This is a genomic window from Methanobrevibacter sp., from assembly GCF_045586545.1.
Taxonomy (GTDB): Archaea; Methanobacteriota; Methanobacteria; order Methanobacteriales; family Methanobacteriaceae; genus Methanocatella.
This window is the reverse complement of record NZ_JAZNAN010000115.1, coordinates 20,637-34,277: the sequence shown is the minus strand read 5'-3', so window position 1 is coordinate 34,277 and position 13,641 is coordinate 20,637. Positions and strand designations below refer to the sequence as shown.

The 13,641-nt window shown below is 34.3% G+C and carries 17 protein-coding genes; 1 reads left to right on the top strand and 16 read right to left on the bottom strand.

The window, feature by feature from the left end:
• From ACKI3D_RS08775 to ACKI3D_RS08745, 7 genes are all read right to left on the bottom strand, one after another.
• Positions 1 to 266, bottom strand: a 266-nt coding sequence (locus ACKI3D_RS08775; protein WP_407393785.1) for a V-type ATP synthase subunit F, incomplete at its 3' end; no start/stop codon positions are given.
• Positions 263 to 1,417 carry a V-type ATP synthase subunit C gene (locus tag ACKI3D_RS08770; protein ID WP_407393783.1) on the bottom strand — a complete coding sequence of 385 codons (1,155 nt, stop codon included), beginning with the start codon at positions 1,415 to 1,417 and terminating at the stop codon, positions 263 to 265. The genes ACKI3D_RS08770 and ACKI3D_RS08775, both read right to left, overlap by 4 nt.
• 16 nt (positions 1,418 to 1,433) lie before the next feature.
• Positions 1,434 to 2,045 carry a V-type ATP synthase subunit E gene (locus ACKI3D_RS08765; RefSeq protein ID WP_407393782.1) on the bottom strand — a complete coding sequence of 204 codons (612 nt, stop codon included), beginning with the start codon at positions 2,043 to 2,045 and terminating at the stop codon, positions 1,434 to 1,436.
• A 13-nt stretch (positions 2,046 to 2,058) separates the two neighbouring features.
• Positions 2,059 to 2,544, bottom strand: coding sequence for a V-type ATP synthase subunit K (locus ACKI3D_RS08760; RefSeq protein WP_069573492.1), 486 nt, complete (start codon positions 2,542 to 2,544; stop codon positions 2,059 to 2,061).
• A gap of 65 nt (positions 2,545 to 2,609) precedes the next feature.
• Positions 2,610 to 4,613 (bottom strand): V-type ATP synthase subunit I, encoded by a 2,004-nt coding sequence (locus tag ACKI3D_RS08755; RefSeq protein ID WP_407393780.1) that lies wholly within the window; start codon positions 4,611 to 4,613, stop codon positions 2,610 to 2,612.
• 11 nt (positions 4,614 to 4,624) lie between these two features.
• Positions 4,625 to 4,939: a V-type ATP synthase subunit H gene (locus tag ACKI3D_RS08750; RefSeq protein WP_407393778.1), complete on the bottom strand. Its 315-nt coding sequence runs from the start codon at positions 4,937 to 4,939 to the stop codon at positions 4,625 to 4,627.
• Positions 4,940 to 5,105: 166 nt separating this feature from the next.
• Positions 5,106 to 5,456 carry a hypothetical protein gene (locus ACKI3D_RS08745; RefSeq protein ID WP_407393776.1) on the bottom strand — a complete coding sequence of 117 codons (351 nt, stop codon included), beginning with the start codon at positions 5,454 to 5,456 and terminating at the stop codon, positions 5,106 to 5,108.
• 62 nt (positions 5,457 to 5,518) lie between these two features.
• On the opposite strand from ACKI3D_RS08745, the gene ACKI3D_RS08740 reads away from it, so the two are divergent.
• Positions 5,519 to 5,848, top strand: a complete 330-nt coding sequence (locus ACKI3D_RS08740) for a hypothetical protein (protein ID WP_407393774.1) — start codon at positions 5,519 to 5,521, stop codon at positions 5,846 to 5,848.
• Here ACKI3D_RS08740 and ACKI3D_RS08735 read toward each other — a convergent pair.
• From ACKI3D_RS08735 to ACKI3D_RS08695, 9 genes are all read right to left on the bottom strand, one after another.
• On the bottom strand, positions 5,838 to 6,176 hold the full coding sequence (locus tag ACKI3D_RS08735) for a hypothetical protein (RefSeq protein ID WP_407393772.1): 339 nt from the start codon (positions 6,174 to 6,176) through the stop codon (positions 5,838 to 5,840). The two genes, ACKI3D_RS08740 and ACKI3D_RS08735, sit on opposite strands and share 11 nt — an antisense overlap.
• Position 6,177: 1 nt before the next feature.
• Complete coding sequence (locus ACKI3D_RS08730) at positions 6,178 to 6,687, bottom strand: nitroreductase family protein (RefSeq protein ID WP_407393770.1); 510 nt, start codon at positions 6,685 to 6,687, stop codon at positions 6,178 to 6,180.
• Position 6,688: 1 nt separating this feature from the next.
• On the bottom strand, positions 6,689 to 7,477 hold the full coding sequence (locus ACKI3D_RS08725; protein WP_407393768.1) for a citryl-CoA lyase: 789 nt from the start codon (positions 7,475 to 7,477) through the stop codon (positions 6,689 to 6,691).
• A 57-nt stretch (positions 7,478 to 7,534) separates the two neighbouring features.
• Entirely contained in the window at positions 7,535 to 8,407 is an 873-nt protein-coding gene (locus tag ACKI3D_RS08720) for a fumarate hydratase (protein WP_407393766.1), read from the bottom strand.
• A gap of 4 nt (positions 8,408 to 8,411) precedes the next feature.
• A complete protein-coding gene (locus ACKI3D_RS08715) occupies positions 8,412 to 9,314 on the bottom strand; it encodes a peptidase (protein WP_407393764.1) in 903 nt (300 codons plus the stop codon).
• Between the two features lie 5 nt (positions 9,315 to 9,319).
• On the bottom strand, positions 9,320 to 10,729 hold the full coding sequence (locus tag ACKI3D_RS08710; protein ID WP_407393762.1) for an MmgE/PrpD family protein: 1,410 nt from the start codon (positions 10,727 to 10,729) through the stop codon (positions 9,320 to 9,322).
• Positions 10,730 to 10,808: 79 nt separating this feature from the next.
• On the bottom strand, positions 10,809 to 11,300 hold the full coding sequence (locus ACKI3D_RS08705; protein WP_407393761.1) for a hypothetical protein: 492 nt from the start codon (positions 11,298 to 11,300) through the stop codon (positions 10,809 to 10,811).
• Positions 11,301 to 12,188 (bottom strand): DUF3100 domain-containing protein, encoded by an 888-nt coding sequence (locus ACKI3D_RS08700; protein ID WP_407393787.1) that lies wholly within the window; start codon positions 12,186 to 12,188, stop codon positions 11,301 to 11,303.
• Between the two features lie 170 nt (positions 12,189 to 12,358).
• A complete protein-coding gene (locus tag ACKI3D_RS08695; RefSeq protein WP_407393760.1) occupies positions 12,359 to 13,624 on the bottom strand; it encodes a DUF1743 domain-containing protein in 1,266 nt (421 codons plus the stop codon).
• Between the last annotated feature and the right edge of the window lie 17 nt (positions 13,625 to 13,641).

The following is a 13,641-nucleotide window of genomic DNA, read 5'->3' as shown; positions in this document are numbered from 1 at the left end:
GATGATCCTCCTGCGGACCCATCTTTATCAGGTATTTCAATTACCATTGGCAAAACGTCGGAACCGATTTTTCTATTAATGTGATCCCTTATTTCATTTGCCATTAATTGAGTAATTATAATAATTGAAATCTCGTCTTGTTCTAAAAATTTATCAAAAGCTGCGATAGCTTCTTCAGAAGTATTGACTACTTCTGCTTTTTTGACACCACCAAGTCTAAATCCAGATACAGTGTCAATATCACCAATAATTGCTACTGAACTCATATTAACATCTCCATGATTTTAGAATTAGGGAAGTCTGCTTCTCTTTTTGCCCTTGCAATAATTTTTAAATTTTTAATTTCATTTTCTTTTTGACTTAAATAACCAATAATTGGACCAATACCTAATGGTTTTTTAGATGCTAAAGATTTTGAATATTCAGAAGTGTAAACATCTAATGCCTTTTCAAATACAGCAACTGAACCAGTTTCATTGTAAACAGGCATTGCATCAGTTAATGCTTCAGCATATTTTGTTCCTTCTAAACCTGAAATTACATTTGTAACATCAGGAGATTCCATTAAATCTTTAAGTTTCCATTCACGTAATTGGTATCCATCTTCTAATATATAAGGAGAGATTGCATCATAATCAAGGCCATCTTCTTTAGCCCTTATAATTAGTTTAAGATTAGCTACATCAACTTGAGTTCCAACATAAGAATATAAAATTTGTTTGTTTTCATCTGATGGAACATCAGTGGAACGTAGTAATTTGCCCAAATAATATTTATCTAATGCAGATTCTAATGGAAGAACCATATTAGTATCTTCATATTGTGGAAGAGCATCTTCTAAAGCTTGCGCATATTCAGTACCATCCAAACTTGTGACAATGTCGGTTACATTATCAGCATCAGCCAAAGATTCCAAATCACTGTATAATGAACCACATGGAATTAATAATTCTTTGGTTTCTTCAGCGGAAAGACCTACTTCTTTTGCAGTTAAAAGACTTTTGATATTATCGATATCGGCCTTTTTAGACATTACAACGAAAGGATCTTTAATGTCTTTAGGAGCTAATCTTGCAACAAAGTCGTAAGTGTTAGCACGTTCAACATCCAATGCTTTATCAAGTGGATATTCATCTAAAACATCCGCATATTCAGGAATACCTTTGAGATAGTTTTCAACTTCTTCAACATTGCTGGTTTCAACAATTTCAGAAATTTGTTTTTCATCAAATAATCTTCCTTTTCTAGCTCTTACTCTTGCACTTGGATTAAGATAAGGATAAATGTCCAAAATTGGTCTAGATGTAATGATTACAACTACTGCACCCACAATAAGTATTGCGATAACACAAAATACCAAAAAGGTATCAGGTGTAAGTCCAACAGAACTTATCAAGGTAGCAATTTCATCTGCCATAATTTATCCTCCTAATTTATTTAAATAAAACGTCAGCAACTTCACTACGTAATATGCTTTTATATCTTTCTAATCTTGCTTCAATAGTATTATTTACTTCAATATCCCCATTACTTGTTTTTAAGATAGCTCCACCAATAGTCTTGATAGGTTCGCCTAATTGGAATTTGATTCCTTCAATCTCAAAAGAATCGCCTGAGGATATTCCTTCTTTAAACGCATTTGTGTCAGCTTCATTTAATTGAATAATTAAATCATCGCTAGCAAGTTCGTCTGCAGCTTCTTTAATCATTTTACTTAATGAATTTTTATAGTCATCACCGCCTTCAGCAGCTTTTTCCTTTAGCTCACCAGTAGCTTGATTGAAAGCCGCATCGATGACATCTTCCTTAGCGTCTAACTTTGCTCTACGAGCATTCATCTTAGCTTCAGAGATAATTTGCTGATATCTCATCTCAGATTGTTTTATACCGTTTTCTTTAATTTTTGCTGCTTCTACTTCAGCAGTTTTTTCAGCTTTTGCTTGAATTGCTGAAATTTCCGCATTAGCGTCTTGAATGATTACATCAGCTTTCCCTTGGGCTTCAGACATAATGCTTGAAACAATTTTATCTGTGCCTGAGCTCATATAAATTGCCTCCTTAACCTAAGATTCCACCGAATACCATAAGTAAAATAGCAATCAAGAAACCGTAAATAGCTTGTGTCTCTGGTAATGCAGAGAAAATAATACCACGAGCAAACATATCATTGTCTTCTACGATAGCACCGACAGAGGATGCTGCTGCCATACCTTGTCCCATACCGGAACCTAAACCAGCGAAACCAATGGATGCACCTACACCGATAGCTACAATACCTGCTTCAGTAGGTAATCCTTGTCCTCCACCTAATAATCCTGAGAATACTAACAATAAGATTGCAACCAAGAACCCATAAATAGCCTGAGTTTCTGGTAATGCAGAGAAAATAATACCTCTTGCAAACATGTCATTGTCTTCTGCAACTGCACCTACAGAACCAGCAGCTGCCATACCTTGCCCTAAACCGGAACCTAAACCGGCAAAACCAATTGCTACTCCAGCACCAATAGCTGCTAAAGCAGTACCTAAAGCAATTTCTACCATATTTAATTCACCTTTGAAATAATATTGATTTTTTTAAATTAATTTAAGATATAAATGAAAAATTTTTAATTTTTAAGTTTTGTAAATGTCCTTTTTGCTTTGAAAGCTTCGAATTTACCTTTACCTTCTTCAAAGAATTGTGCGAAGAACTCTACATAGTTTAGACGTAAAGCGTTAATAAATGCACCTAATACTTGGAAAGCGAAGTTTGCGATATGACCAAATATGAATACGATAACTGCAAGTACAATACCTGCAAATGGAACCATTTGATCAAGCATTTGTGCTAAGATGTTTACAGTCATAGCAATACCGCCTGTAGCTAAACATAATGCTAAAAGACGAGCAAAGGATAAAACATCTCCCAAGAATCCGAAGATATCCATTAATCCAAATGCACCATTAGCCCAAATTAATATTCCAATAGCTGCAAGTATTAAAATTCCACCTAATGCCATACCAATCATTCCGATTGCAGGCATCATAAATCCTAATACAAGGAAGATTAATCCAGCTTCAAATATAAACCAACAAATTTGAGATCCTAAAGCTTCTTTAGTCCTTCCGTATCTTAAGTTGTTAATAGCACCTAATATAAATCCGATATTTACATAGATTAAACCAACAGCAATAGCTATTACTAAAATGGTTTCAGGATGTTTAAATGCTTCAACTGGAGCGAATACGGTTGGTAAACGGAAACCAGCTATCCTTTCTGGGAAGTCCCCAATAAAACCATTGGTAATTAAACCCAGTATCACGGCCCACAGACCGGACCAGATTAAGATCCAACCAAATGAATGCATGGATTCTTTAACTTTACCAAGACCTTTCAATAATACTACACCAATAGCCGCTACAACTAAACCATAAACTGCATCGGTTAAACAGAAACCGAAGAAGAATGGGAAAGTGATTGCAACAAATATTGTTGGATCAATCGCATTGTAACGTACAGGAGCGTACATATCTACGAGGTATTCGAAAGGTTTTGAATACCATCCATTTTGTTGTAAAATAGGAACATTTTCATCTTCAGTACCTTCAACTTCAATTGTTTCAAAGGCACAATGTCCGTCAGAACTTTTTTCAACTAATTGTTCTACCTTTTCAGTGTCTTTAACAGGCACCCATGCTTCAAGTACATAAGCATCATTAGTTTGAACAAATGAAGAAAGGATTTCGTTCTTTTCTTTTTCATTTTCTAATTGTTCTTTGAGAGCCAATATATCGTCATCCCATTGTTCAGCAACTGCTCTTAATTCTTTTTTAACAGCATCACGTTCTGAATCAATAGTCAATAACCTGGAATCAGCTTTTGAAATAACATGTTGAGGAGTACCTTCAACATCGCCTACTTCAATTTTCTCAAAGTCGAATTTACGAAGTGTTGAATAAACATCATCACTAAATTCTTTTAATGTTACTACAGTGATAATTTCTCCGTCATCATCATCCATAGGAACAGTAAATACTTCTAATTCATCAGTCAAGTTACTTAATTCATTTTTGATTTCTGAAGCAGATTCAGCGTTAATCCTTCCAACAGTAGTAGAAGTGTACTTTGAATCTTTTAAAAGAGCTAAATCCATGTCAAAATTAGATAAACGTTTAGCCAAACTTTTATTAGACTTTAGTTCACTTGTTTCAGCGTCGAGTGCGGATAGCTTCTCTTCAATAACGCTAGTTTTACTTTCCACTTGTGCTAAAGTATCTTCAGCTTTTTCAATAAAAGCAGGAGTATCTAATTTCTCAACTTCCTTTTGAACAGGTAAATCTGGACTAATAAAAGACATAACCAAATCTTTTAACCCATGGCCTTCAGATAAAGAATTTCCTAGTAGTTCAGATATACCATTTGTTTTCATGAGAAGTGAAGATAACTTACCAGTGTAAGGACTAGCTTTTGAAGGAGTTACTAATTCCGCTAATTCAGGATCTTGCTGAATGCTTTCAGAAATATCACTGACTTGTATAAGCCCTGATTCGTGGAGAGCGTCCACTGTAGGAGCTACATACTTTTCCAGTGTAACAATTCTAATTTTACGCATTCTAGCTGTCTTGAACATATAAACTCACACTACAATATATTTTTGACAATAATAGAAGCAGCGTCATCAACATTTGCCATAGCTTTGTCTTTTAAGGCTTTAACTTCACCTTTAGACTTCTCAGCAATAGTTTGCGCTTCTTTTTTAGCCTCATCTTCTTTCACAAAAATAGTATTTTTAGCTTCTTCTTCAGCTGCAATTTTGGCCTCGGAAATAATTTCTTCAGCTTTTAATCTTGACTCAGCAATCAAATCTTTTGATTGAGCTTGTGAATCAATAATGAGTTGTTCAGCGTCAGATTCAGCTTTTTTTATCATTGCGATTGCGTCTGATATCTCTGCCATAATTAATCACCATGGTGTATTTATTTTTGTTGAGCAATATATATATCTTTTACTATTATATTATTGATGAAACTTCGTAAAATTTAAATTAAAATATAAAAAAGTATTTAAAAAATAATATTTGTATTAAAAAATTTTAAAAAAAAGAGAATAAAAAATAAATAAGCTATCTGTAGAACCATTTCAATATATTAGGCGGTAATTTCTGTAAATAAGCAAGAATTGCAATTATAATTACAATCAAACCCACGACAGCCAATTCTATATTGTACGGATAATCCAATAACATATACCCTGAAAGGGCAATGACTATTCCTTCAAAAAAGAAAACCGCTTTGGTCCAACTAGGGTTATAAAGAATTATTAAATATGCAACGCCAATCATTACCAATATTATTGCAGTTGCAATAACGTCATTGGTTAATGCCTGATGTCTGAATACTGGAGACAACCCCCATACAATCAGCATTAACGCCAACATTACACCCAATAGTTTAAACATTTTTACATTTGACATAATTACACTTAATCTTAATTTTTACTTCATATTATTTATATCATTTTGTCAAATTAGTATATATGGAACGAGCAGTTTGGATAATCCTTAATGAAAATTTTTCACTAACTTTAGATAGTGAAATAAGAAATGGAAAAATTACTGATAAAAAGTTCTCACCTGGAGAAGACCTCTGGACAGAGGAAATCCCTCGTTTAGGTTTTAGTGATGAAAAAGTTCAGAAGGAATATGATGAATTCGTATCTGATTTGATTTCATTATTCGGTGAACCTACAGTTGATGAAGTCTTTATTGATGCCAAGCTAGGCGAGGAATCTGAGTATATCCATGCGAAAAATCCTCTGGTGATAAGAAAAATAGAAGAATATGATGTAGATGAAATCATAGAATAGAAGTGGCCTTCATCAATATTTCATCCATATCACTGAACTCCAAAGGATTGCCTTCGTCATCTACTTTTTCAGTTGTTATTAACACATGCGGCGATGCCCAAAGATAGGAATAAGTGAAATAGATAACATTAATGAATATGAACGGTGCACTGAATGTTAAAGCCAATATTAATGAAATTACATGGATTAATACATTTCCAAAGCGAGCTCTTCTCATCAATATGAATGTATCGTCCTGTTCCCTAATTTTAAATTTATGTTGAGATAATTCCTCAGCAATTTCATCCATTTGCTTTGAATTATCGGCACCTAATATATAAAGTTTCATTTTAATCCTTATATACAACAAATTCGTCTAATTCTTTTCTAGGAGTATCACGAGGCTCAGCATTGCCATATCCAAGAGGTGTGAATAATACTGGCTCTTCATTTTCATCTAAGTTTAAGAATTTATGAGCTTTATTTTTCTTAAATGCTCCAATATAACAAGTTCCAAGACCTACATCAGTAGCTGCAAGAATCATATGGTCCATTACAATTGTAGCATCGATATCTGCAATGTTCTTACCGTCCCATGGTCTAGTCCATGCTTTATCCCTTAAGCTAACGACGCATAAAACATATGGCGCTTCAACAAACCAGTTGGCTCCGTAAATTTCAGACAATTCTTCTTTGTATTTTTTGGTCTCGATTACATATACTTTGAAAGGTTGGTAATTGACTCCGGTAGGAGCTAATGTGGCCGCTTTTAAGACATATTCAAGTTTTTCCTTTTCAACTTCCTTATCCAAATATCCTCTGACACTATACCTTTCATTGATTACGTCAATAAATTCCATTTTATCTTTCCTCCTCATATATTACATCTTCTAAATCACAGAATTTCCTAAATGCTTCACCTTTATTCTTTTCTTCATTGGCATGAGCAATAATGCCCGGAACTCTTCCAATCATAAAAACGCCAAGACCTAATTCCGGTTCAAAACACAAATCGGATAAAATAGCAGCATTTGCCCCATCCACATTAAGCCTAATCTGTTTTTTTTGATAGACCAAATCTTCCAGTGCCAATGCCAATTTAATATGCGGACCAACAAAACCTTCATTTACAACAAGTTCCATTAACTTATCCGCCCTTGGATCCACCTTATGATACCTATGTCCAAAGCCAGGTATCTTTTTGCCTTTAGGAATGAATTCATTATATATCTCAATTGCAAGTGATGCAATCTGCTTGTTATCAATAGCTGAATCATCGATTAAAAATGATGAACTGATTTTTGATTGATACAACTCCATGGTTTTTTCAATGGCACCAGCATGTTTATGTCCAAAAGACAATAATGAACCAGCTACAGCAGAATTCAAAGGTGAACCGGAAGAGGTAATCATCCTAGCTGTCTGGGTGCTTGGTGGTGTAACTCCATGGTCACAAAATGAAACTAAAACATGATTGAAAACCTTGCTTTCTTTTAGAGTAGGCAATCTGCCCTTTAAAAGTAAATAAACCATGTCTGCATATCTGATTTTTTCTATTAAATCTCTTTGGTTATATCCTCGAGTGACAATTTTATCTTCCTCAACACGAGTGATTGATGTTTTCAAATAACGAGAATTATCATTTTCCATTTTTCAAACCTTTTAAATTGTTAATTAAAGATAATATTTTAATAAATATATAAATTTCTATAGTTCTAAATGGGCTACCCTTGGTTCGACAAAACAAGACGGTCTGATTGAAACTATCCTAACCCCACTTGCCCTTTGAGGACCAATATTAACATAACATCCTAAAACTGTTGTTCTACCTCCAAAACCCAAAGGACCTATATCTGTTTGATTCAGCCTATCTGCAATAGCTTTTTCATATTCATTCTGACAATCCAAATTGCCATATGCAATCGATTTTAAAAGAAGTGAAGTTGCTTCAAAATGGGTTCTTCCAATGCCGATTGACGGGATTGATGGGGTGCAACCCAACATGGACAAAGATTCCTCTAACCATTCGCATGCAGTTCCAAGGACATTCTCCATGGACCGTTGGTGGTAAACCCTATAGGTTTTAGCCCTAATTTCGGGACCTCCTCCTTCAAGCAAGAAGTGGATATTCAATGTATCCGGATTAATATTGCGTTCATAAGTTGATTCATCATTAACATTATCAATTAAAATAGAAGCTGGACGAAGCATCCCAGGCTTTTCATATAATCCTTTACTTTGCTCAATTCGCTCTTTTTCATTGCCCTTAACAGCCATTGGTCTTGCCGGAAGATTATTCAAACCTGATTCAATACCTTCATGAATCTGATTTAAAAGCTCACCTGAAATTTCTCTTTCACTGCCCAATTCAATGACTACATGTGGAATGCCTGTATCGTCACATAACGGAAATCTAATATCCTGGGAAACATTATAATTTTCTAAAATTTGCTCTAAAGCCCATTTTGCATTAACATTATCCTCTTGAGAAATAGCTTTTTTTAAAGCATTGAGTTTATCATTTGATAAATTAGTTGATGCTTCTATAATCGAATCGGAAATCCTTTCAACAATATCCATAAAATCACTCAGGAATTGATAAATCATCAGACTGATTAGGTGAGGCAATTGCATCTGGGCAATACTCATCAATGACTCTTTTTACTAACATTACCTGTTTTATACGAGCTATTGCTTCCGCTTCAGTTGTATCCCAATTGTGATTAGTCGCAACTGATCCTCCTGTTTTCAGATAGACCGGTGAGGCAACACGAATAAAATCTGGAACTTCATAATGCCTTATGAATCCTCCAGTTGATTTAGGATTTTCAGTATGCAAATCAATAGACATGTCACATGCATTTCTTATGGCTGCAATCATTGGAATTTGTAAATCACGAACCGGGTTTAGGGAATTTAAACCCTGAGATTCTAGCAATTTTGCAGAAGCAGGATTGGAATGACCTGCATGAGCTGATAATTTGAAATGAACATTTTTTGGAATTTCTCCTTCGGATCTCATCTGATTTAAAACCCAAAGCAGACCTTCATCATACAATAAAATTCCCCGAACTCCTAACCTGCAAGCCCTCTTTACATCCTCAATTGCATAAACAAGATTGTCAAAACCTCTTAAACGATAGCCAATTCTGCTTCCTTCTTTTGTTTGAACTGTTGCTGAGGTATCATATGTTGCTCTTGGACCCACTGCTAAAAATAACTCGCAACCATATGTTTTTGCCAGGTTAACCATTTCTTTTATCTCATCATCGGTCAACATCATTATTCCTTTAGTTTGAGTTACCCTATGAATGAAAATGTTGTTTTTAAAGGATTCTTTTAAAAGTGCATTCATTGTTTTTGGAGACTGGATGCCTGGAACTTCAAAACGGTATTGTCCTCCATCTGCAAAACGCTTATCGGATACGTAATCCTTTGAAATATCTTCAATACCAATTTTTTTAAGGAATTCTTTTGTATTATCCATATTATCTACTCGTTTAATTTTCGAACAACATAGTTCATTGAATAATCTTCAATAGAATCAATTACTGTTAAATTTCTAATATCGTAAGTTGGGTTGAGGCTTTTAAATTTGTCAATTAACTCCCTAAGTTGCAATGGATTTTCAAAATCACCTTTTGGAAGGAAAGTGATATTTTGGAATAATCCGTTCCTAAAGTCCTTATCCAATTTAATAATAACATTTGATGGTCTTTTAGAAGGATACAATTCATTTAACTTATCATCTGCAACGATAATCATTCCACTAGCTAAATTTTTAATAGTATTTACCTTATCAACAGTAGAATAATTATCCAAAAGACCATATTCGATTAACTGATTGATATCATCAACACTAACTTCCCCGACTACAAGAGCTATTGCAACAGCATACGGCAGACTTTGCTTTAGCTCTTCTAAGTTTTTCGGATGATAGTTATTATGTTCAGCTGCAACGGAGTATGTCTTTACAGCCACATTTTCAATATGATCATATTCATCGCCGATACTTGCTTTCAGCTTCAATGCAGTGTCGATGGAAGAATGCAAGTGTCTGCAAAACGGATATTTCTTAAAGTAGATATCACGAACTCTAACTTTGCCAATATCCTTTAGGACATTTTCAAATGAAAAATTTTTCAAATCATAGTCAGTATTTTCCAACACCATAGCCTTAAGGAATCCTTCATCACCTTCAAAAATGGTTCCGCTGCCGGTGAAACCGTTTCTTGCTAAAAATGCTGATAAAATTCCATTATAGGAAGCCTTTCCAGCATGCAAAACTTTACCCATTGAACCTCCATGATCAGATTCCAGAAGCCCTGCAGCTTGAGTTCCACATAAACCTAATGCGTTTAATGTTTGTTTTTCATCGAGTTTTAATAATTTGGAAGCCACAACTCCCGCAACAAAAGTTCCGATTGTTCCGGTTGTATGAAATCCTTTGTTTCTATGTTCGGGATTGACAATTTGTCCCAGCAATATTCCAACTTCATATCCGACAATAACCCCCTCCAAAAACTCTTTACCACTTAAATTATAAGCTTCAGAGATAGCTAAAGCAGTTGGAAAAATTATTGCTCCTAAATGAATTTGAGCGCCTCTATGACCATCATCCAATTCCAATACGTGTGCTGCAACGGAATTGACAAAAGCTGCGCTTAAGATATCTGTTTTAATGGTTCTTCCAATAACGGAAGCCTTCAAATTAGAATCAAATTTTGTTGAAAATATTTCTTCAATGGTGTTTAAAGCAATTTTAGGAGCCTCTTCATTTATGCCTCTATAAGTTACTCCGAAAAAATCTAAAAGAGCTGCTTTTACGGTAGTCAGTGATTCTACAGTTGCCTGTTCATAGCGATAGTTTGAAATAAATTTAGAAATATTTTGTAAAAACATAAAGCATCTACTGTAATATATGTTTAAAGTAGTAATTAAATTGTTAAGTTATTCAAATATGCAATGTTTAAAATGAAATCTAAACCGCTGGAACACCAGTTAAAACAAGTACAACGTGAGCCACAATAGCCGCTCCGTAATATGTTGCTGCAATAACCAAAACAGTAATGACAACTGCTCTCCAACCTAAGGCCTTGAATTCATCCCAACTTTTACCCATTCCAATACCCACATAAGCTAAAAATACTGTTACGATGGATAAAAGTTCAACTTGAGAAACATAGTGAAGAACAAAATCTGATGTTGGCATTCCTGGAAATGCGATTATAATACCTATTATACTTATATAAAGAATTGAAGAAATGTTAAATGGAAGTTCCCTTTCTAACCACACTCCGATAAGTGTGATAAAAGATAATATTCCCATACCCACTAAAGAATCTGCCATAGGATGCTTATAGCCCAAATAATTACCGATTACGGTAATAATTGAAAATATTATCAGCAATAAAATCCAATTGAAAATACCATGAACTGAAACATTTTCAGAACCATCTAATAAGTCAGGCATCTACTCATTCTCCTTTTCGGGTACAATATGATCTCGTCCAATTTTAGGTTCCAACCAATTATAGATTCTTTCAGTTAATGGCAATGCTAAAAATATTACAATATATATTCCAACACAGAATGATAACAGATTACTGAATCCTGCAAATGCTTCAATTTGAGTTTCCATTCCTGGAAATGCCGCAAGAGTAGGTCCGATAGCCGCCGCATTCATACTTGCACTGCCTACACCACTTGCCATAGCATATGCATATGGATGCAATGGCAGGAATGATAATGAGAAAGTAACAAGGAAACTAATGAATATTGTACCGATTACAGTACCTATGATAAAAATAGCAAATACCCCTCTTGATTCTGGAGAGTCAAAACCATATTTATCTACAACTACCGCAACGTTAGGTTCCCTACCAATTGAATTTGTCATACCGATGGATTCCTTTTTAAATCCTAAAAGAAGTGCAATTGGAAGAACTAAAATAGTTGCCAAATGTCCAATTTCCTGTAAAATTAAAGCTGGACCCATATCAAAAATCAGGCTTATTGATTGGCCAGAAGAAACAGCTAATTTAGCAATTAAAACACCAATAAAAAGCATCATTGCTCCTTCAGCAATACGAGCTTGTTTTCTTTGAATCCATTTGATAGGTTTTAATAAATAAAAAGCCAAACCAAGAATAATTGTATAAATTAAGGGCATAATTGTTATTGCAACATCGCCAGTTACAACAATCTTTTGAGTACCGATTAACTCGGCAATAATAACTAAAATAAATACAGTACCATGTAATCTATAATCTCTCCACGGATTTCTCTTTAAAATACGCTTATCCGTTTTTTCCCTATAAATGTGCTCTACATGCCCATCTTTAGCCTTGTTCGGAATAATAACAAGCTCCTATATCTTATTGTATATAAATCAAATTTGATAAATATATAATAATTAATTTTTTAAATCTAATATTTAAATTAATAGCATTTAATTTTAAAAAATTCATATATGGTGAACAAAAAATAGTAATAATTTTCACAAAACATGAATAAAATAAGGGAAAAATGCTAAAATTTCATACGGCATAACGGCTTTGACAGGTGCCTTCGTGCGGAAACTGGAGTTTCATAAAACTTAGAATTTTCAAGATTTCTTTTAATTTTTACTGGAACCTTTTCACTAGACTCTATTCTTTTCCCACATTTTTTACATTTGAATCCTTTATTTTTGCCTGCTGAAGTCATTCTTTTTCCACATTCACAGATTGGATTTTGATACACAATATCATTTAATTTGATAACTTGAAACTTCTCAATATTAAAAGTATTTTGTTCTCCGATTCCACCGTAAACCTGAATGACATCACCCGGAATCAAATGCGAAACAATTTTTCTAAAGTTTTTTGTTGGTTCATATGCTCCACATTCAATCTCACCAGATTTATCGCCAATGTAGAAAAACATGTGCCCCCCATCAATGATGGTAGGCTTGTTTTTTACCTCTCCAGTTATGCAGTAGCAACCAAACTGTTTCATAGACGCAATATCTCTGGCCTTTTGAATGTGCATATCAGTGTGTTGATTTGTTTTGAAAATGCACCAATCAACAATAGGCTCTTGGACTTGAACTATTTCTTTAGCTTTCTCTAATGCTTCAACACTATCCGACCGGATTCCATATAAAACCGGACAAGGGGTTTTAGGTTCAATTGCAATGTAGTTTTCTGAATAATCAATATTTTCAAAAGTATCCGGGAAAGTTTCCTTATCCATTTTATAAACTGATTCGTAATCTATTTGCCTTTTGGTTCCATAATTTTCAGATGCCCTATAGGCCAGCAATTCAAACGTGAAATCGCTTAAAGGCAAACTGATGGCCGCAATAGATCCGATAATTCCCCTTCCCTTTTTGAATTTGTGAATTTCACAGCCGATCGATTTTCCAAATTCCTCAGCTTCTTCAATTGTAATAAACTCATAGATTGCCCTGAAGGCATAATCCTCCATTTCTTTGGTAATATCCCCCTCATAAAAGATTACGCCCGGATTCGTATTGTCGCAATCAAACATGGACAACTCTTCAACTTTACTCAATACAATTTCCTTGGCCAAACTAGCTTTTTCATCATTTAAGATTTTTAAGCTGACTCCTCCATTTCCACGTGTTTTATGGCGTGCAAAAGGGTTTAATCTAATTAACCTGGGATAATCTGCCAATTCAATTCCATTTTCTTTGAATTCATTGATGATTTGACTGGCCAAATAAGTTGTGCACATTCCGTCGGGAGAATCTGTATCGTCTATTCCAATATATAGTAAATTAATTATAATCACCTTTAAACAAAAATATA